This window comes from Geodermatophilus bullaregiensis, from assembly GCF_016907675.1.
In the GTDB taxonomy this organism is placed as follows: Bacteria; Actinomycetota; Actinomycetes; order Mycobacteriales; family Geodermatophilaceae; genus Geodermatophilus; species Geodermatophilus bullaregiensis.
On record NZ_JAFBCJ010000001.1, the window covers coordinates 2,467,498 to 2,488,106 of the forward strand.

The 20,609-nt window shown below is 75.5% G+C and carries 11 protein-coding genes; 3 read left to right on the plus strand and 8 right to left on the minus strand.

Going from position 1 to position 20,609, the window contains the following annotated elements:
* Nucleotides 1-147: 147 nt before the first annotated feature.
* Nucleotides 148-2,700 carry a SpoIIE family protein phosphatase gene (locus tag JOD57_RS11675; RefSeq protein ID WP_307824627.1) on the plus strand — a complete coding sequence of 851 codons (2,553 nt, stop codon included), beginning with the start codon at nt 148-150 and terminating at the stop codon, nt 2,698-2,700.
* Between the two features lie 50 nt (nt 2,701-2,750).
* Here the strand turns inward: JOD57_RS11675 and fdhA are convergent, their stop codons facing one another.
* The 4 genes from fdhA to JOD57_RS11695 form a co-directional block, all read right to left on the minus strand.
* Nucleotides 2,751-3,968, minus strand: a complete 1,218-nt coding sequence (gene fdhA, locus JOD57_RS11680; protein WP_204692187.1) for a formaldehyde dehydrogenase, glutathione-independent — start codon at nt 3,966-3,968, stop codon at nt 2,751-2,753.
* 306 nt (nt 3,969-4,274) lie between these two features.
* A complete protein-coding gene (locus JOD57_RS11685) occupies nt 4,275-5,936 on the minus strand; it encodes an AMP-binding protein (protein ID WP_204692188.1) in 1,662 nt (553 codons plus the stop codon).
* A 6-nt stretch (nt 5,937-5,942) separates the two neighbouring features.
* Nucleotides 5,943-6,896: a cyclase family protein gene (locus tag JOD57_RS11690; RefSeq protein WP_204692189.1), complete on the minus strand. Its 954-nt coding sequence runs from the start codon at nt 6,894-6,896 to the stop codon at nt 5,943-5,945.
* A gap of 670 nt (nt 6,897-7,566) precedes the next feature.
* Nucleotides 7,567-9,294, minus strand: coding sequence for a DEAD/DEAH box helicase (locus tag JOD57_RS11695; protein WP_204692190.1), 1,728 nt, complete (start codon nt 9,292-9,294; stop codon nt 7,567-7,569).
* Nucleotides 9,295-9,409: 115 nt separating this feature from the next.
* Between JOD57_RS11695 and JOD57_RS11700 the strand changes: the two genes are divergently transcribed.
* On the plus strand, nt 9,410-10,420 hold the full coding sequence (locus tag JOD57_RS11700; RefSeq protein ID WP_204692191.1) for a GNAT family N-acetyltransferase: 1,011 nt from the start codon (nt 9,410-9,412) through the stop codon (nt 10,418-10,420).
* 156 nt (nt 10,421-10,576) lie between these two features.
* A complete protein-coding gene (locus JOD57_RS11705; RefSeq protein ID WP_204692192.1) occupies nt 10,577-12,016 on the plus strand; it encodes an amidase in 1,440 nt (479 codons plus the stop codon).
* A 48-nt stretch (nt 12,017-12,064) separates the two neighbouring features.
* Here JOD57_RS11705 and ppk2 read toward each other — a convergent pair whose 3' ends face one another.
* The 4 genes from ppk2 to JOD57_RS11725 form a co-directional block, all read right to left on the minus strand.
* Nucleotides 12,065-13,093: a polyphosphate kinase 2 gene (gene ppk2 / locus JOD57_RS11710; protein ID WP_307824628.1), complete on the minus strand. Its 1,029-nt coding sequence runs from the start codon at nt 13,091-13,093 to the stop codon at nt 12,065-12,067.
* Nucleotides 13,075-13,833 (minus strand): lysophospholipid acyltransferase family protein, encoded by a 759-nt coding sequence (locus JOD57_RS11715; protein ID WP_204692193.1) that lies wholly within the window; start codon nt 13,831-13,833, stop codon nt 13,075-13,077. Before JOD57_RS11715 ends, ppk2 begins: the two co-directional genes overlap by 19 nt.
* Before the next feature lie 225 nt (nt 13,834-14,058).
* Nucleotides 14,059-15,405 (minus strand): alkaline phosphatase, encoded by a 1,347-nt coding sequence (locus JOD57_RS11720; RefSeq protein ID WP_204692194.1) that lies wholly within the window; start codon nt 15,403-15,405, stop codon nt 14,059-14,061.
* 186 nt (nt 15,406-15,591) lie between these two features.
* Entirely contained in the window at nt 15,592-20,547 is a 4,956-nt protein-coding gene (locus JOD57_RS11725; RefSeq protein WP_204692195.1) for an NAD-glutamate dehydrogenase, read from the minus strand.
* Nucleotides 20,548-20,609 lie beyond the last annotated feature (62 nt).

Here is a 20,609-nt window from a genome sequence, read left to right on the forward strand (position 1 = left end):
GCCTACGATCTGTCCGGCGCCTGGGCCCAACAGCGGTCGGGCGGCTGGGTGTCGAGTCGGCCACGAGCCGGGCAGAGGGGTTCGGTGGACGACACGTTCCGATCCCGCACGGGGAGCGCCGTTCCGGATCCACAGGCAGCCGCAGCGGTGCTGCAGGCCGACCGGCCGCGCGCCCGGGCGGCGCGCCGGCTGCGGCTCCGTGACGCCAGCGCCGCCCTCGACCGGATCGCCGAGCTGGCCTCGCGGCTCCTCGACGTCCCGATCGCGCAGGTCTCCCTCATCGACGACGTCCAGGTCGTGGTGGCCGGCGCGGGCCTGCAGCCCGGCGCCTTCGGCAGCGAGACGCCGCTGCAGGCCACCGCCTGCGCGATCGCCGCTGCCGAGCGGGCGCCCGTCGTCGTCCCCGACGCGCACACCGACCCGCGGGTCAGCCGGCTCGCGCCGGTGGCGGCCGGTGCCGTCGGCGCCTACCTCGGCGCACCGCTCGTGGACTCCGACGGGCACACCGTGGGGGTCCTCTGCGCCGTGGCACCGACGCCGCGCCCGTGGTCGGACGCCGACGTCGCGACGCTCCGGCAGCTGGCCGCCGCCGCGGTCACCGAGCTGGAGCTGGCCGCCCTCGCGACCGCCTACGAGAGCGACCGGCTGCGCTGGGGCCTGGCCATCGACGCCGCCGGCATCGGCACCTTCGACTGGGACCTGCGCACCGGCGAGCTGACCTGGGACGCGCGGCTGATCGAGATGTTCGGCTACACCCCGGAGACCTTCGGCGGCAGCATCGAGGCCTTCAACGAGCGCGTGCACCCCGACGACCTGCCCCGGGTGGCCGACGCGCTGCAGGCCAGCATCGACTCCCGCGGCGACTACGAGGCCGAGTACCGCGTCGTCTGGCCCGACGGGGACACCCGCTGGGTCCAGGCCCGGGGCCGCACGCTCGTCGACGCGGAGGGGACGGCGACCCGCGTGCTCGGCGCCGCCTACGACACCACCGCCGAGCGCGCCGCCGGGATGCGGGTCACCCGCGTGCTGGAGGCCATGCCCGCCGGCTTCTACTCCCTCGACCGCGAGTGGCGCTTCACCCACGTCAACGCCGAGGCCGAGCGGCTGCTCGGGCGCAGCCGTGACGACCTGCTCGGCCACGAGCTGTGGACCGCCTTCCCGGCCACGGTCGGCAGCGTCTTCGAGGAGAACTACCGCACCGCCGTCCGCATCGGGCGGCCGGTGCACTTCGACGCCCACTACCCCGCGCCGCTCGACGGCTGGTACGAGGTGCGGGCCTGGCCGAGCCCGGAGGGGGTGTCGGTCTACTTCCTCGAGGTCACCGAGCGGCGCCGGGTGCAGGACCGCGCCGAGCGCGGCGCGCAGCGGCTGGCGCTGCTCGCGCAGGTGAGCGCCGAGCTGGCCGGGGCCCTCGACGTGCAGTCGGCGACCGCCCACCTGCCGCGGCTGGTCGTGCCCGCGCTGGCCGACTGGTGCATCGTCACCGTCGTCGACCCCGACGGCCGCCCGCGCGACGTCGGGCACTGGCACGCCGACCCCTCGACGCGCGCGCTGGTCGAGCGCTACGCCGCCGTCCGGATGGACGCCATGCCGGTCACCGCGCCGCTCATGCGCGCCCTGCTCACCGGCGAGCCGGTCATGGAGCTGGCCGAGTCCGTGCTCGGCCTCCTGGCCGAGGGCGAGGCACGCGGGCTGCTGGCCGCGCTGGGCCCCGGGTCGGCGATCTGCATCCCGCTGCGCGGCCGCGACCGGACGCTCGGCGTGATGACCCTGTACTTCCGCCGCGGCTGGACGCCGCGCGAGGAGGACCTGGCCACCGCCCAGGACGTCGCCGACCGCGCCGGCCTGGCGCTGGACAACGCGCGCCTCTACGGCCAGCAGCAGGCCCTGGCCGAGGGTCTGCAGCGCAGCCTGCTCACCGAGCCACCCGAGCCCGACCACGCCGAGATCGCCGTCCGGTACCACCCGGCCGCCGAGGCGGCCCGGGTCGGCGGCGACTGGTACGACGCCTTCCTGCAGCCGGGCGGCGCGACGATGCTGGTCATCGGCGACGTCGTCGGTCACGACACCGAGGCCGCGGCGGCCATGGGCCAGCTGCGCGGGCTGCTGCGCGGCATCGCCACCTACAGCGACGCCGGTCCCGGCGAGGTGCTGCGCGGGCTCGACGCCTCCATGGCGCTGCTGCAGACCCGGGTGCTGGCCACCGCGGCGGTGGCCCGCCTCGAGCAGACCGACGACGAGCGCCGGCGCGGCGTGACCCGGATGCGCTGGGCCAACGCCGGCCACCTCCCGCCGCTGGTGATCGATCCCGACGGCAGCGTGGCCGAGCTGGTCTCCTGGCGCGGGGACCTGCTGCTCGGCATCGACCCGGAGACCCGCCGCGAGGAGTCGATGGTGACCCTCGACCGCGGCGCGACGGTGCTGCTGTTCACCGACGGCCTGGTCGAGCGGCGCGACGCCGACCTCGACGCCGGCCTGGCGCGGCTGCGCGAGGCGCTGCGGGAGCTGGCCCACCGGCCGCTGCAGGAGATGCTCGACGAGGTGCTCGAGCGGCTGGTCGACGGCCACCCGGAGGACGACGTCGCCCTGGTCGCCGTGCGGCTGCACCGGCAGGACGCCCCGCGGCCGGCGGTGGCCGGGCCCAACCGGGTGCCCGACGTCGTCCCGGAGGACCCGGCCAGCCCGGCCCGCCGCTCCTGACCACCGACGGGCGCCCCGCCGGACCCGGCGGGGCGCCCGTCAGCTCCGGCTCAGGCCGGGATGAGCCCGTTCGGGTTGAGCACGTACTTCTTCGCCGCCCCCTGGTCGAACTCGGCGTAGCCCCGCGGTGCGTCCTCCAGCGGGATCACCTCGGCGTTCACCGCCTTCGCGATCTGCACCCGGTCGTGCAGGATCGCCATCATCAGCTGGCGGTTGTAGCGCATGACCGGGCACTGGCCGGTGGTGAACGCGTGCGACTTCGCCCAGCCCAGGCCCAGCCGGATGGACAGCGAGCCGGTCTTGGCCGCCTCGTCGGCCGCACCGGGGTCACCGGTCACGTAGAGGCCGGGGATGCCGAGCGCACCGCCGGCCCGCGTGATGTCCATCAGCGAGTTCAGCACGGTCGCCGGCTGCTCCCGCTCGGCGTCCTTCCCGTGGCCGCGTGCCTCGAAGCCGACCGCGTCCACACCGCAGTCGACCTCGGGCTCGCCCAGGATCTCCGCGATCTGGTCCTTGGGGTCACCCTTCGAGACGTCCACGGTCTCGCAGCCGAAGCTGCGGGCCTGGGCCAGCCGGTCGGCGTTGAGGTCGGCGACGATGACGACGGCGGCCCCGAGCAGGTGCGCGGAGGCGGCCGCGGCCAGCCCCACCGGACCGGCGCCGGCGATGTAGACCGTCGAGCCGGTGGTGACGCCGGCGGTGACGCAGCCGTGGTAGCCGGTCGGGAAGATGTCCGAGAGCATCGTCAGGTCCCGGATCTTGGCCAGCGCCTGGTCCCGGTCGGGGAACTTCAGGGCGTTCCAGTCCGCGTAGGGCACCATGACGTACTCCGCCTGGCCGCCGGTCCAGCCGCCCATGTCGACGTAGCCGTAGGCCGAGCCGGGGCGGTCGGGGTTGACGTTCAGGCAGATGCCGGTCTTGCCCTCCTTGCAGTTGCGGCAGCGTCCGCAGGCGATGTTGAACGGCACGCTGACGATGTCGCCGACCTCGAGGAACTCGACGTCCGAGCCCTTCTCGACGATCTCCCCGGTGATCTCGTGGCCGAGCACCAGCCGCTCCGGCGCGGTCGTCCGCCCGCGGACCATGTGCTGGTCACTGCCGCAGATGTTGGTGGCCACCGTCCGCAGGATGACCCCGTGCGGGGTCTTGCGGCCCACGTTGGCCGGGTTGACCCCCGGCCCCTCCTTCAGTTCCAACCCGGGGTAGTCGAGGTCGGCGACCTCCACCTTGCCCGGCCCCATGTACATGACCGCCTTGTTGCCTGCCACGGACGCTCCTCCCAGTAGGTGGCCGGCACGCCTGTGTGCCGGCCTCGTGCGTCGTGCGCCGCGCCGGTCGGCGCGGCCGTCCCCCGACGGTCGGTGTGACCCGGCGTCGTCGCCGGCCGCTCCGTCGCGGGGTGCCCAGGGGCACCAGGAGCCCGAGTGTGGTGCGGGCCACTCGGTGGGACGCCAGGGAACCCCCGACACGCCGGGACCCCCGGCCTGTTGACACGCAGCGTGTCCGGTCGCGCTCGCGCTGCCGCCGCACCGGTGACCGGGCGCCCCGCTCCCCGGCGGGGCACCCGGTGCCGATCAGCTCCCCGCCGCCTGGTCGCGCAGCTCGCGGCGGAGGATCTTGCCGGTGACCGTCTTGGGCAGCTCGTCGACGATCTCGAGCTGCCTCGGGTACTTGTAGGCGGCCATGCGCTCCCGGCAGTGCGCGATGAGCTCCTCCGGCGTCACCTCGACGCCGGACCGCACGCTGACGAACGCCTTGACCGTCTCACCGCGCTTCTCGTCGGGTACGCCGACGACCGCGGACTCGCGCACCGCCGGGTGCTCGGCCAGGACGTCCTCGACCTCCCGCGGCCAGACCTTGTACCCGGAGGCGTTGATCATGTCCTTCTTGCGGTCGACGATGAAGACCCAGCCCTCGGGGTTCATGAAGCCGACGTCGCCGCTCCGGAGCGCCCCACCGGGCAGGTTGGCGGCCGTCTCCTCCGGTTTGCCCCAGTAGCCGGCGACGACCTGCGGCCCGTCGGCGACGATCTCGCCGACCTCGCCGAGCGGCAGGTCCTGCCCGTCGTCGCCCTGGATGCGGACGATCGTGTTCGGCGCCGGCACCCCGACCGACAGCGCCCCCGACGTCGGGTCGACCGGCGACGGCGAGCCGAACGGCGTGACCGTCATCGGCGAGGTGGTCTCGGTCAGGCCGTAGGCGTTGTGCACCTGGGTGCCCGTGGCCTCGAGGAACGCCTTCTCGGCCGTCGGGGAGATCGCCGCGCCCCCGGAGTACACCGAGGTGAACGAGGCGAAGTGGTCCCTGGTGAAGCCCGGCGCGTTGAGCAGGGCGTTGAGCGCCGTGATGGCGCCGATGGTGAACGTCGGCCGGTGCTCGAGGAGGGCGTCGAGGACCACCTGCGGCTCGAACCGGTAGGCGAGGACCAGGGGAGCCGGGACGAGCATGCTCACCGCGATGTGCCCGATGAGGCCGGTGATGTGGAACAGCGGCGCGATGCCGAAGATCGCGCCGTCCCGCCCCGCACGCACCCAGTCCCGGTAGACCTGGGCGGTGAACACCACGTTCCGGTGGGTGTTCATCGCGCCCTTGGGCACGCCCGTCGTCCCCGAGGTGTAGGTCAGGAACGCGACGTCCTCCGGCCGGAGCGCGACCGGCGGCGGCACCTGCCCGCGGTACCGCTCGACGAACTCCAGGAGGTCCGTCGTGCCCTCGTGCCGCCGACGGCTCACCCCGGCGAAGAGCCGCTCGTCGTCGCGGCTCTGGAAGTCCAGCTCGCTGGTGGTGAGGACCAGGCGGACGTCGGTGTCGGGCACGACCTCGCGCGCGACCTCGTCGTAGAGCGCCTCCAGTGCGAGCAGCACCGTCGCACCCGAGTCCTGCAGCAGGTAGGACAGCTCCCGCTTCCGGCTCATCGGGTTGATCGAGACCATGGTGCCGCCGGCCTTCCAGGTCGCCACCATCGCGATGACGAACTGGGGCACGTTCTGCAGGTAGACGGCGAGGCGGTCACCGGCGGAGAAGCCGCCGGCCAGCAGGCCGGCGGCCAGCGCGTCGCTGAGCTCGTCGAGCTGCCGGCGGGGGACGACCCCGTCGAAGTACCTCAGGGCATCGCCGTCGGGGTCCCGCGCCACCCCGGCGCGGAACATCTCCAGCGCGTTGTCGAACTCGATCTCGTAGTCGGCCGGCTGGTCCCCGTAGAGGGCGAGCCACGGCCGCTCGTCGTAGACGCTCATGACCGCCTACTTGATCGCCAGCGGGTTGACCGGGGAGCCGGTGGCCCGGTGGACCTTCAGCGGCGCCGCGGCGTAGAGGAACGTGTACTGGCCGTCGGACGCGCAGCTCTCGGCCAGCTCCTCGAGGTCGCAGATCTCGGTGAGGGTGACGCCGAGGTTGCGCATCAGGGCGCAGTGCAGGGGCAGCGCCGTGCCGTTGTTCGGGTCGTAGGTGACCTCGTTGGCGATGGTGTCGGTGACCAGGTTGGGGATCTCCATGTCCTGGAACCAGCGCACCAGCTCGGGGCTGTAGCACAGGCCGGGCTCGTTGAAGCCCTCGTAGAAGGCCTCGCCCTGGTCGAAGAACAGCTGCAGGAAGTTGGTCCGGACGACCAGGATGTCGTGCTGCTCGATCGAGGTGCCCTGGGCCTCGGCGCAGGCCACCAGGTCCTCGTGGGTGAACGTCTCGCCCTTGTCGAGGGTGTCCTTCCCGCGGAAGCGGGCCATGTCGAGCAGGATCCCGCGGCCGACGACGCCGCGCTGGGCGATCGGCTCGACGCTGGCCTTGGCCATGCCGCCGACCGTGCTGCGGGCGTCGTAGCCGTTCCAGATCTGGCCGTCGTACCAGACGTGGCCGAGGGCGTCGTACTGCGTGGAGCCCTGGAGGAACGCGTCGATCTTGTCGTCGGCGTAGTGCAGGCCGCCGGGGAACTGCGGGGCCTCGGCGGAGTCCCACGTGGACTCGTCGAGCAGCATCGTGCGGACGGCCGGCGAGCGGCCCGGCCAGACGGGGTCGCCCTTGGGGTCACCGATCAGCCGCTGCAGGGTGAACACCTGTCCCTGCCGGATGTGCTGGACGCCGCGCATCACCTCGTCCGCGGTCAGGTAGTTCAGCGCACCGACCTCGTCGTCCTCCCCCCACTTGCCCCAGTTCTTCGGGGCGTCGGCGAGGACCTCGGTCATGTCGGGGGCGTCGGCCACAGTCGTCTCCCAGCGGTCGGAGAGGCCTCCCGAGCGAGCGCTCGGCTGCTCGGGGGCGGGAAGGTGGCCAGCGTCACAAGGGGGGACTCCGGTGTCAACGGCGTCGGCTGCTCGGCCCGGACGACGTCCGACGGTGCACTGGTGCGCATCGACGTGCTGCTGACACGACCCGCTCCTCCGTCACCGTCCCGGCCGTCGTCGCGTGCACGTCCGCGACGCGACGCCGCCGCGGCGGTCCGGGGAGCGGCGACCGCGCCGCGCCGTGAGCGCCCCGCCCGACGTCCGGGTGTGCTTCCTCGGCGACTCGCTGACCGCGGGGGTCGGGGACCCGACCGGTGCGGGGTGGGCCGGCCCGGTGTCCGCCGCGGCGCGGGAGGCCGGGTGGCGGCTCACCGCCTACGGCCTGGGCGTGCGCCGGGACACCTCGGTCGACGTCGCCGGTCGCTGGCTCGACGAGGCCCGCCGCCGGCTGCGGGACGGCGACCGGTACGGCGCCGTGTTCGCGTTCGGCACCAACGACGTCGACGTGCTCGACGGAGGACGGCGGGTGGACCGACAGCACTCCCTGACGACCCTGGTCGGGCTGCTCGCCGACGCGGAGGCCGCGGGGTGGCCGGCGCTCGTGATCGGTCCGCCCCCGGTCGCCGACAGCCTCGTCACGCCCGGCCGGTCACGGACGCGGCCGCTCCCGGCGGACGGTCACCTTCCGGCCCTTGACGGTGGTGGCCTTGAGCGCGGCGATGACGTCCTCGGCGGCGGCCTCGGGCACCTCGACCAGCGAGAACCGCTCGGCGATCTCGATGGCGCCGACGTCGCGGCCGCGCAGCTCGGTCTCCCCCGCGATCGCGCCGACCAGGTCGCCCGGGCGCACACCCGCGCTGCGGCCGGCGCCGATGAACAGCCGGGCGGTGTCCCCGCCGCCGGACCGGCGCTCGCGGGGACCCCGGCCCTGCCCGCGGTCGCCCCGGTCGCCGTCCCGCCGCGGCCGCTCGGGTCGCAGGGTGACCTCGGGGATCTCCTCGTCGTCGTCCGGGCCGGTGGTGGCCTCGTGCGCGAGCTTGACCGCGGCCAGCGCCACCTCGACGACGTCGAACTCGTCGGTGAGCGTGTCGACGACGGCACGGAAGCGCTCCAGCTCGTCGCCGAGCAGGCTCTCCCGCAGCGCGGCGCGGGTCAGCTCGAGCCGGCGGGCCCGCAGGTCGGCGACGGTGGGCACCCGCTCGACGGAGATCGGCGCGCCGGTGACCCGCTCGATCGTCTTGAGCATCCGGTGCGCCCGCGGCTCCACCAGCGTGATCGCCACGCCCTCGCGGCCGGCACGGCCCACCCGGCCGATGCGGTGCACGTAGGTCTCGGCCGCGGCGGGGACGTCGTAGTTGACGACGTGGGTGAGCTGCTCGACGTCCAGGCCGCGGGCGGCGACGTCGGTGGCCACCAGCAGCTCGGCGGTGCCGCTGCGCAGCCGGTTCATCACCCGGTCGCGCTGCTCCTGGCTCATCCCGCCGTGCAGCGCCTCGGCGCGGTAGCCGCGGCCGTTGAGCGTCTCGGTCAGGTCGTCGACCTCGTCGCGGGTGCGGCAGAAGACGAGGGCCGCCGTCGGGCTCTCCACGTCGAGGACCCGGCCCAGCGCCGCGGCCTTGGCCGCGCGGGCGACGACGAAGGCCGTCTGGCGCACCCGCGGGGCCTCGCCCTCCACCGGCACCTCGCGGGCCACCTCGATGCGCAGCGGGTCGCGCAGGTGCCGCCGGGCCATCGAGTCCAGCCGGCGCGGCATGGTGGCGGAGAAGAGCACCGTCTGCCGCTCCTCGGGCACCTCGTCGAGCAGCGCCTCGAGGTCCTCGGCGAAGCCCATGTCGAGCATCTCGTCGGCCTCGTCGAGGACGACGGTGGCCACCCCGCCCAGGCGCAGGCTGCGCCGCTGCACGAGGTCCAGCGCGCGGCCGGGAGTGGCGACGACGACGTCGACGCCGGCCTGCAGCGCCCGCAGCTGCCGCGGGATCGGCTGCCCGCCGTAGACCGGCACCACCCGGGCGCCGAGGTCGCGGCCGTAGCGGTGCAGCGCCTCCGACACCTGGATGCACAGCTCGCGGGTGGGGACGAGCACCAGCGCGAGCGGGTCGCCGCCTGGACGGTCGTCGGGCAGCCGCTGCAGCACCGGCAGCGCGTAGGCCGCCGTCTTCCCGGTGCCCGTGGCGGCCTGGCCCAGCAGGTCGCGGCCCGCGGCCATCGGCGGCACGGCCTCGCGCTGGATCGGCGTCGGCTCCTCGTAGCCCAGCCGGGTCAGCGCGGCGAGCAGCTCGGGGCGCAGTCCGAGGTCGGCGAAGGTCGTGCCGCCGTCGCTCTCGGGGGGCGCCGTCCCCCGGGCCGGGCCGGTCGCCGTCTCTGCCTCGCTGGTCATGCCCCGATGGTCCCCGGCAGGTGGGACGGCGCGGAGCCCGGGTGGCCGCCCGGCCGCGACCCGGGCGGGCCGGCGTCGCTGGGGACGCGTTTGCGCCGCCGGGTAGGACGGACGGGTGCAGATCGTGCGGACCGGCCCGGACGACGAGCGGTTCACCGCCTGGTGCCAGGTGTGGGCGGCCACCCAGCGCGCCGAGCGCCCCGACGAGGAGCCGCGGCCGGCGAGCGACCACGTCGCCCTCGGCCGGCGGCTCACCACCCCGGGCGGCTCGACGGGAGGCACGCACCGGGCCGCGGTCGCCGACGGCACCGTCGTCGGCGCGCTGCGCGTGCTGCTGCCGGTGCGGGACAACACCTCCGTCGCGCACGTCGACGTGGCCGTGCACCCCGCCACCCGCCGCCGCGGCGTCGGGACCGCCCTGCTGCAGGAGGCCGCGCGGCTGGCAGCGGCGGCCGGACGCCCGTCGCTGGTCGCCGAGGTGGACGAGCCCGGGGTCGACGAGCCCGGACCGGACGCACCCGGCCGCGCCTTCGCCGCGCACCACGGGTGGACCTGCGACCTGCGGGAGACCCGCCGCGACCTGCTGCTCCCCGTGGCCGAGGAGCGGCTGTCGGCCCTGGAGGCCCAGGCGGTCGCCGCGAGCGCGGGCTACGAGGTGCTCACCTGGCGCGACCGGACGCCGGACCCCCTGCTCGAGGACCGGGCACTGCTCTACCGCCGGGCGTCGACCGACACCCCGAGCGGGGACGTGCCGGTCGGCGAGGAGGACTGGGACGCCGCGCGGGTGCGCGAGCAGGAGGCCGTCGCCCTGGCCCGCGGACGCACGGTGCTGTCGGCCGGCGCGGTGCGGGACGGCCGCCTGGTCGCCTTCACCGACCTGCACGTGTCGCCCGCACAGCCGGAACGCGCGAACCAGAGCGGCACGCTGGTGCTGCGGGAGCACCGCGGGCACCGCCTCGGCGCCCGCGTGAAGACCGCGGTCCTGCGCGAGCTCGCCGCGACCCTGCCGGCGGTCCGGCGGATCAGCACCCACAACCTCGACACCAACCGGCCGATGGTCGCGGTCAACGAGGCGCTCGGCTTCCGCCGCGCGGGCGGGCTGTCCACCTGGTCGACCCGGCTCTGACCGGGCGCCTCGAGGTCGCTGAGCGGGCGGCCCCGGCGCAGAGCCGTGCCGCGGTCCTCCCGGGCCCCGTCCAGGGATCGACCGGCGGGACGGGCCGTCGCACGTCGGCCGGGCCTGCGGTCCCCGGCAGGGGTGGCGGCGTGGCACCCTCCCCCGGTGACCCCCGTTCCGAGCGCACCGACCCGTGACGACGACCTGTGCCTGCGCCCGGCGACCGAGCTGGCCGCCCTCCTCCGCGCCCGCGAGCTGTCGGCCCGGGAGCTGCTCGAGGCGCACCTGGCGCGCATCGAGCGGGTCGACCCGCGGGTCAACGCGATCGTCACCCTCGACGCCGAGGGCGCCTGCGCGGCCGCGGACGCCGCCGACGCCGCGCTGGCCGCCGGGGAGGCGGTCGGTCCGCTGCACGGGCTGCCGGCGGCGCACAAGGACACCCACCAGACCGGCGGCATGCGCACCACCTGGGGCTCGCCGCTGCACGCCGACACGGTGCCGGCCCGCGACGAGCTGGTCGTCGAGCGGCTTCGGCAGGCCGGCGCGGTCCGCGTGGGCAAGACCAACGTGCCCGAGTTCGCCGCAGGCTCGCAGACGGTCAACCCGCTGTTCGGGGCCACGCACAACCCCTGGCGGCACGGGTTGTCGGCCGGCGGGTCCAGCGGCGGCGCGGCCGCGGCGCTGGTCGCGGGCCTGGTGCCGGTGGCGGAGGGCAGCGACATGGGCGGCTCGCTGCGCAACCCGGCGGCCTTCTGCAACGTCGTCGGCCTGCGGCCCACCCCGGGCCGGGTGCCGACCTGGCCGGCGGCGATGGGCTGGTCGACGCTGTCGGTGCAGGGCCCGATGGGCCGCACCGTCGCCGACGTCGCCCTGGTGCTCTCGGCTGTCGCCGGACCCGACCCGCGGGTGCCGATCTCGCTGGCCGACGACCCCGCCGGGTTCGCCGCACCCCTGGACGGCGACCTGCGGGGACTGCGGGTCGCCTGGGCGCGCGACCTCGGCGGCCTGGTGCCGGTCGACCCGGCGATCACCGCCGTGCTCGAGGACGTGCTCCCCGTCGTGGAGTCGCTCGGCGCGACCGTCGAGGAGGCCTGCCCCGACCTGCGCGAGGCCGACGAGGTGTTCGGCACGCTGCGCGCCTGGCTGTTCGAGGCGACCTTCGGCGACGTCGTCCGCCGCTCGCCGGACCAGGTGAAGGAGACGATCCGCGCCAACGCCGCGGTGGGGGCGGCGCTCACCGGGGCCGACGTCGCCCGCGCCGAGCTCGCGCACACCCGCCTGCACGAGCGGGTGGTCGGCTTCTTCGACCGCTACGACGTCCTGCTGGCCCCGACCACGCAGGTGCTGCCCTTCCCGGTCGAGCTGGAGTACCCCACCGAGGTCGCCGGGGTGCCGCAGGCGGACTACCTCGGCTGGATGCGCTCGTGCACGCTGGTCTCGGCCACCGGCTGCCCGGCGCTGTCGCTGCCCGGCGGCTTCACCGACGACGGCCTGCCGGTCGGGCTGCAGGTCGTGACCGCGCCGCGCACCGACCGGCGGCTGCTCGAGGTGGCGCACGCGATCGAGCAGGCCACCGGGCACGGCCGCCGCCGTCCGCCTCTCTGACGCCGTCTGCGGCTCTCTAGCCCGATTCCTAGAGAGCCGCAGACGAGGTCATCGACGGCCCGACCGGGGCGGCGGCGGGGCCACCGGCGCGTCGGAGGACTCCTCCAGCACGTCGGCGGCCGAGCCGACGATGAGCGGGTCGGGGTCACCGACGACGTCGCAGTCCTTGCCCTCGTAGTCCAGCCGGCACAGCACGTGCCGCATCGCCTCGAGGCGGGCGCGCTTCTTGTCGTTGCTCTTGATCACCGTCCACGGCGCGTGCTGCGTGTCGGTGTGCAGGAACATCGCCTCCTTGGCCTCGGTGTAGGCGTCCCACTTGTCGAGGCTGGCGAGGTCGGTGGGCGAGAGCTTCCACTGCCGCACCGGGTCGATCTGCCGGACGATGAACCGGGTCCGCTGCTCGCCGCGGGAGACGGAGAACCACAGCTTGAACAGCCGGATGCCGCTGGCGACGAACATCCGCTCCAGCTCCGGCGCCTGCACCAGGAACTGCTCGTACTGCTCGTCGGTGCAGTACCCCATGACCCGCTCGACGCCGGCGCGGTTGTACCAGGAGCGGTCGAACATGACCATCTCCCCGGCGGCGGGCAGGTGCTGCACGTAGCGCTGGAAGTACCACTGCGCCTGCTCGCGCTCGCTCGGCTTGTCCAGCGCGACCACGCTCGCGCCGCGCGGGTTGAGGTGCTCGGTGAAGCGCTTGATCGTGCCGCCCTTGCCGGCGGCGTCACGCCCCTCGAAGACGATGACCAGCCGCTGACCGGTGTCCTTCACCCAGCCCTGCAGCTTGAGCAGCTCGATCTGCAGCCGGCGCTTCTCGATCTCGTACTCGCGGCGCTCCATCCGCTCGGTGTACGGGTAGCCCTCGCGCCAGGTCTCGACCAGCAGCCCCTCGGGGTCGAACAGCTGCCGGTCGTCGTCCCAGTCCTCGTCGCTGTTCTCGTCGGGCAGGGCGTTGAGCCGCCAGCGGGACAGGTCCAGGACGTCGGCCGTGCGGGGCGGGTCCAGCCGGCGCGTCCCGTCCTCCGTCACCTCGTGCGCTGCCGCGTCGTCGCGGTCGATCAGGGTGTCGGGCTGCACGGCGTCCCCTCCCGGGTCGGTTCCGGTCGGGTGCGGCCGTACCCCACCCGAGCGCGGACAGTCCTGCGCCGCACCGGCGGCGGGGGGATCGGCACCGCCGGTCCCGTCGCCTCGAGCACGTGCGCGAGGGCGTGCTCGGCGAGTGCGGCCAGCACCCCGGGCACGCGACCGGGCCCGAGCGCGGGCAGCAGCCGCACCTCGACGAGGTCGCCGTCGGTGCGCCGGACGGCGACCGGGCAGACGGCGGCCTGCGCCTCGACGGCCGGGGTGAACGCGTCGGCGCGGAACCGGCCGGGGGTGCCGTCGCCGGCCGCCGTCCCGCCGGGGTGGGCGGTGACGGCGACCCCGCGGCGGAGCAGCGCGGTCACCTCGGCGCGGACACCGCTGCCGCCGTCGTCGACCAGGAGGCCGCCGCGGCGGGCCAGCGCGCGCAGCAGCGGCGGGCCGGCCAGGGCGGCGTCGACCACCGGGACGCCGGGGACGACGGTGGCCAGCGCCAGGACGTCGGTCCAGCCGGCGGCGTCGGCCACGACGAACCGCGGCCCGCGCGGCCACGCGACCGGCGGGCAGACGACGCGCACCCGCAGGCCCCGCGCGGTGAGCACCTCCGCGGACGTGCGCACCCGCAGGCGCTGCCGGCGGCGGTCACTCCCCCAGGAGGCGGTGGCGGCGCGGACGGCGGTGCGGGCGAGCACCGGCGTCAGCGCACCGCGGCGGGTGGTCGGGGCGCACGGGTCCATCGGGTCCTCCCGGCGGCGGGCTCGCGGTCCCGCCCAGCCTCGGCCGCGGAGGTGTCCGGCGGATGACGCCCGGGCGGCGTTCCCGCCGACTGCCCGGGGACTCTCGGCGAGGGGTGTCCGCTCCGGCTGCCGCGCCGGGTCGATCACCGGGTGCGTGCACGCGACACGCTCCGGCACGCCGGTGCGAGCGGCACGCACCCGGTGATCGACAGGCCGGCCGCGGGGTCAGTCGAACAGCACCGAGGTCATGACCTCGTGCAGGTGCGTGTTCGGGTAGTAGCCGGTCAGCTCCTCGCTGCCCGGCCCCTCCGCGGTGACGACGGTCGGCACGCCGGTGTGCGAGGTCGTCGTCCAGTCCAGCGCGAAGTCGTAGGCGCCGTCGGTGCCGGCGACGAGGAACGGGCCGTCCTCACCGGACTCCGTCTCGCCCTCGACCGCGGTCTCCTGCGGCAGCGTGCCTCCGGGGCCGCTCTCGTCCTCCGCGTCGACGTCTTCGATGGTCAGCCCGCCGCACTCGTGGTCGCCGGTGACGATCAGGAGCGTGTCGGGGTGCTCGGCCACGTACGCCCGGGCGACCTCGACGGCCGCCTCGAACGAGCGCATCGACTCCAGCATCCGGGTGGCGTTGTTGTTGTGGCTCATCTCGTCGACCGCCTCCTCCTCGACCAGCAGGAAGAAGCCGTCCTCGTCCTCGGAGAGGACGTCGAGGGCCTTGGTGGTCATGTCGGCGAGGGAGACGACCGGGTCGAACTCGTCGCCCTCCCCCTCGGGACGCTGCTGGAACATCTCCTCGTTGGCGAAGAGCCCGAGCAGCAGGTCGGCGTCGGCGGCGGCGAACTCCTCGGCGGTGCTGACGTACTCGTAGCCCTGCTCCTGGGCCTGCGCGACGAGGTCGCCCTGGGTGCTGCGGGACACCTCCGGGTCCTCCTCGTCACCGGCCCGGGGCGGGTGGGTCCCCTCGTCCCCGGCGGGCAGCCACCAGTCCTCACCGCCGCCGAGGACGACCTCGGGCCGGCTGACCTCGAGGTACTGGCGGGCGATGTCGTCCTGCGCGGCACGGTCGGTGCTGTTGGCGAAGAACGCCGCCGGTGAGGCGTCGGTGACCTGCGCGGTGGTCACGATCCCGCCGGCCAGGCCCGCCTCCTCCGCCTGCTGACCGATGGTGGGCAGGGGGTTGCCGTCGACGTCGACGCTGATCGCGCCGTTGTAGGTCTTCTGGCCGGTCGCCCACGCCGACGCCGAGGACGCGGAGTCGGTGACGGTGTCCTCCGGGTCGCGCGCGTCGGTGGTCTGCAGCCCGGCGATCGGCAGCTGGTCCATGGCCAGCTGCCCGTCGAAGCCCTCCTGCTCCAGCCGGGCGGCCTCGCGGTGGGCGGCACCCATCCCGTCGCCGTTGACGAAGATGACGCTGCGCGGGTGCCCGCCGCCGTCACCGGAGCCCTGCCCGTCCCCGCCACCGGGGCCGCCGCCACCGGCGAACGCGCCCGCGACCGGCAGCAGCGCGAGCGTGCCGCCGGCGACCGCGACGACGGCGAGCGTCCGCGGCCGGCGTCCTGTCCTCGACCTGGTCATGACCGTCCCTCCCGCCCGGGAGCCGTTCCCGGTGCCGGGCCACCGTCCGGGGGGATCCGCACCGCGCGGCGTGCGACGCGTGGACATCGGGTGAACCAGGTCACACCGACGCCGCGTCGCCACAGGACGGGGACGAACCCGTTCCTCACAGTCACCGCCCGGCGCGCTCCCGGGCGGGGCGGGTCCTCAGCGGCGCCGCAGACCCCGCAGCGTCCGGACGGCGACCAGCAGCTCGGGCAGCTCGTGCCGGTCCCCCGCGGCGATGTCGGCGAGCTGGGCGGCGGCACGGCGCTGCGTCGCGTCCCACCCCGCGGCCCAGGACTCGACCAGCCCGGCCGCGTCGGCGCCCCCGCCGCGCCCGGCCAGCACCTCGGCGGTCAGCTCGGCCTGCTCGGCGGCCAGGTCGTCGCGCAGCGAGGCCCGCGCCATCGACGGCCAGCGCCGGTCGCGGGGCAGGGCGATGACCAGCTCCCGCAGCGGCACCAGCGCCAGCCGCTCGGCCAGCTCCTGCGCCGCCTGCCCGGCCAGCTCGATCGGTGCACCGGTCCGCTCGGCGACGACGGCCAGGTCGAGGGCCGCGGGCATCAGCGGCGCGGCGGCCACCTCGCCGGCCAGCGCGGCGGGCACCCCCGCGGCCTGCAGCCGCTGCGACCGCTCGGTCTGCGCGGCCGCCTCGTCGCCGAGCAGCCACCCCGGCAGGCCGGCCCGCACCGCCGCCACGGGCGCGGCGAACCGGTCCGTCACGGCCGCGAGCCCGACCGTCGTCTCCCCGCTGAGCTCCGGCAGCCGCAGCAGCCAGCGCGCGGCCCGCTCGGCCAGCCGGGTCGCCTCGGTGCGCAGCTCCACCTGCACCGGCGCGGGCACCCGGTTGTCCAGCGGCCGGACGGCGTCCCACAGCCGGTCGACCTCGAACACCGCGCGGGCCACCGCGTGCGCCCGCAGCACGCCGATCAGGCCGACCCCGGTCTCCTCGGACAGCCGGAACAGCCCGGTGACCCCCGCGACGTTGACCGCCCGGTTGGTGAGCGCGGTGGCGACGATCTCCCGGCGCAGCGGGTGCGTGTCGACCGCCTCGGGGAAGCGCTCGCGCAGCGCCGCCGGGAAGTAGGTGCGCAGCAGCCCGGCCAGCGCCGGGTCGTCGGGCAGCTCGGAGGCCAGGACGGCGTCGCTGACCTCGAGCTTGGCGTAGGCGAGCAGCACCGACAGCTCCGGGCTGGTCAGCGCCTGCCCGTCGCGCCGCCGCTGGGCCAGCGCGCGATCGTCGGGCAGCGCCTCGACGGTGCGCGCCAGCCGGCCGGAGCGCTCCAGCGCCCGGATGAACCGCTCGTGCGCGTCGAGCAGGCTGCGGGAGTTGGTCACCTCGGCGGCCAGCGTCGCGTTCTGCGCGTGGTTGTCGGTCAGGACGGCGACGGCGACCTCGTCGGTCATCTCCGCCAGCAGCTCGGCCCGGCCCTCGGCGTCGAGCCGGCCGGCGTCGACCACCCCGTTGAGGGCGATCTTGATGTTCACCTCGTGGTCGGAGGTGTCCACGCCCGCGGAGTTGTCGATCGCGTCGGTGTTGACCCGGCCGCCGGCCAGCGCGTACTCGACGCGGCCTCGCTGGGTGAGCCCCAGGTTGCCGCCCTCCCCCACCACGCGCACCCGCAGCTGCCCGCCGTCGACCCGGACGGCGTCGTTGGCCTTGTCCCCGACGTCGAGGTGGCTCTCGGTCGCGGCCTTGACGTAGGTGCCGATGCCGCCGTTGAACAGCAGGTCCACCGGGGCCAGCAGGACGGCGCGGATGAGCTCGACCGGCGACAGGGTGTCGACGCCGTCGTCGAGACCCAGCGCCGTGCGCATCGGCTCGCTGACCGGGACGGCCTTCGCCGTCCGTGGCCACACGCCGCCGCCGGCGCTGATCAGCGCCGGGTCGTAGTCGGCCCACGACGAGCGCGGCAGGGCGAACAGCCGCTGCCGCTCGGCGAACGACGTCGCCGCGTCCGGGGTGGGGTCGACGAAGACGTGCCGGTGGTCGAAGGCGGCCACCAGCCGGATGTGCTCCGAGAGCAGCATCCCGTTGCCGAAGACGTCACCGGACATGTCGCCGACGCCGACGACGGTGAACTCCTGGCTCTGCACGTCGACGTCGAGCTCGCGGAAGTGCCGGGTCACCGACTCCCACGCGCCGCGGGCGGTGATGCCCATGGCCTTGTGGTCGTAGCCGACCGAGCCGCCGGAGGCGAACGCGTCGCCCAGCCAGAAGCGGCGCTCGATCGCGACGGCGTTGGCCAGGTCGGAGAAGGTCGCCGTCCCCTTGTCGGCGGCGACCACGAGGTAGGCGTCGTCCCCGTCGTGGCGGACCACCTTCGGCGGGGGCACCACCCGGCCGCCGACCAGGTTGTCGGTGAGCGACAGCAGCGCGCCGATGAACACCCGGTAGCAGGCCTGCCCCTCGGCCAGGACCTCCTCGCGGGAGGCCCCTTCCGCGGGCGGCCGGCGGACGACGAAGCCGCCCTTGGCGCCGGTCGGGACGATGACGGTGTTCTTGACCATCTGCGCCTTGACCAGGCCGAGCACCTCGGTGCGCAGGTCCTCGTGCCGGTCGGACCAGCGCAGCCCGCCGCGCGCGACCGCGCCGAAGCGCAGGTGCACGCCCATCACGCGCGGGGAGCTGACGAACACCTCGCGGGCCGGGCGCGGCTCGGGCACGTCGGGGACGGCGTGCGGGTCGAGCTTGATCGCCAGCGGCGCGGGCCGGGTCGTCGCCGGCGCGAAGTAGGTGGTGCGCTGGGTGGCCGTGACGGCGGCGAGGAGGCTGGTGAGCACGCGGTCGGCGTCGAGCGACTCGACCTTCCCGATCGACTCCCGCAGCGAGGCCACCAGCGCCTCCTGCCGGGTCGCCCGCCCGGACTCGCGCCCCGGGGAGAACCGGGTCTCGAACAGCGCCACCAGCCGCGCGACGACGTCGGGGTGCGCGGCCAGCGTCGTCTCGACGTAGCGCTGGCCGAAGGGCAGCCCGGCCTGGCGCAGCCACTGCACGTAGGCGCGCACGACCGTGACCTGCCGCCAGTTCAGCCCGGCCAGCAGCACCAGCGCCCCGAGGCCGTCGTCCTCGGCCTCACCGCGCCAGACCGCGCCGACCGCCTCGGTGAACCGCTCGGGCAGCGAGCCGGGGAAGGGCAGCTCCCCGCCGGGGGCGGTGAGCCCGAAGTCGTAGATCCAGGCCGGCGGCGCGCCGATCCGGTCGATCTCGTAGGGCCGCTCGTCGACGACGTCGACACCCATGTGCTGCAGCACCGGCAGGACGTCGGAGAGCAGCAGCCGCTCCCCCACCCGGTAGACGGTCAGCCGCGGCTCGGCGGCCCCGGCGCCACGCGGGCGGCGCAGCCGCAGGCCCAGCTCGCCGGGGGCCAGCGCGTCGAGGCGGGCGAGGTCCTCGACGGCCGCCGTCGCGGGGAAGTCCTCCTGGTAGGCGGCGGGGAACGCGTCGGCGACGCGGGCGAGCACCTGCTCGGCACCGTCGCCGTGGCGGGCGGCCAGCGCGTCGGAGAGGTCGTCGGTCCAGCTGCGGGCGACGGCGGACAGCTCCTGCTGCAGCGCCTCGGCGTCGACCTCGGGCAGTGTCGGGACGCCGCCGCGGCCCACCGGCACCCGGACGACGAAGTGCAGCCGGGCCAGCACCGACTCCGTGGAGCGGGCGGTGAACTCGATGTCGCGGCCGCCGAGCCGGGACAGCAGCAGCTGCTGCATCGCCAGGCGGACCTCGGTCGTGTAGCGGTCGCGCGGCAGGTAGACCAGCGCCGACCAGAACCGGCCGTAGGGGTCGCGGCGGAGGAACAGCCGGGTCAGCCGGCGCTCCTGCAGGTAGAGGACGGCGAGGGCGACCGGCAGCAGCTCCCCGGCCGAGGCCTGGAACAGCTCGTCGCGCGGGAGGGTCTCCAGGACGTCGACGAGCACCTTGCCGGTGTGGCTGTCGGCCGGCACCGCGGAGCGGTCCACCACCTCGGCGACCCGGCGGCGGACCACCGGCACGTCGCGGACGCCGGCGGCGGTGGCCGCGGTGGGGAACAGCCCGACCAGGCGGTGCTGGCGGGCCGGGCGGTCGCCGTCGGCCGGGAGGGTGACCGCGACCAGGTCCAGCCAGGCGCGGCGGTGCACCGTCGAGCGGATGTCGGCCTTGGTCACGGTGACCAGCGCGGGGCCCAGCCGGCCGGGGGCCTCGGGCAGCGCCGGGCCGGCGTCGCTGCGCAGCACGCCCAGGCCGCTGCCGGGGACGGCGCGGACGGTGCCGCCGACCTCGACGTCGCGGGCGCCGAGGAAGACGAAGTTGCCGTCGGCCAGCCAGCGCAGCAGCGCGGCGACCTCGGCGGGGTCGTCGGCCGGGTCGGGGGTGTCGACCGACCCCTGCTCCTCCAGGCGGGTGGCCAGCTCCAGCGCGCGGGCGGCGGTGCGCGGCGCGTCCTCGTCCACGGCGCGGACGTCGTTCAGCACCGTCCGCAGCCCGGCGACCAGGTCGGCGGCGGCCTCGTCGTCCAGCGGGCCGTCGAGGACGGCGGCGATCCAGGACTCGGCCAGCGCGTCCGGGCCGCAGTCGGCCGCCTCCGAGCCGCCGCTGTCGCAGAAGGCGCGCAGCGCACCGGTGACGTCGCGGCGGACCACGACCACCGGGTGCACGACGTGCTGCAGCCCGGCGCCCTGGCGGACCACCTCGGCGGTGACCGAGTCGACGAGGAAGGGCATGTCGTCGGTGACGACCAGCAGCAGCCCCCGGCCGTCGGTCACCCGCTCGACGACGACGGTGGCCGAGCCCTGCGGGCGCACGCCGGCGACCCGCAGGTGGCGCAGCGCCAGGCCGGCGAGGTCGGCCGGCTCGTGGCCGACCACCTCGGCGGCGGGCTCGCTCCAGTAGTAGCGCTGCAGCAGCGCCGGCATGTCGGCCGCACCGCACCCGGCGGGCAGCCCGGGCTCCTCGTCCAGGGTGCCGGCCGCGGCCTCGGCCGCCTGCTCCAGCAGGGCGCGCTTCTCGTCGTTGGCCGCCTCGAGCGCGACGAGCTCGGGCGGGGCGGGAGGCTCGGGTGGGGCGACGGGCTGCGCCGGCGAGGTGGCGCCGGAGTCGTCGGGTCGTCCTGGGACGGCGGTGTCCACGCCGGACGTGCTGGCCATGCCCGGCACGCTAGTGCGCGGGGTGGTGCCCGTCATCGCGGCGCAGCCCCACCCGGCGCGCC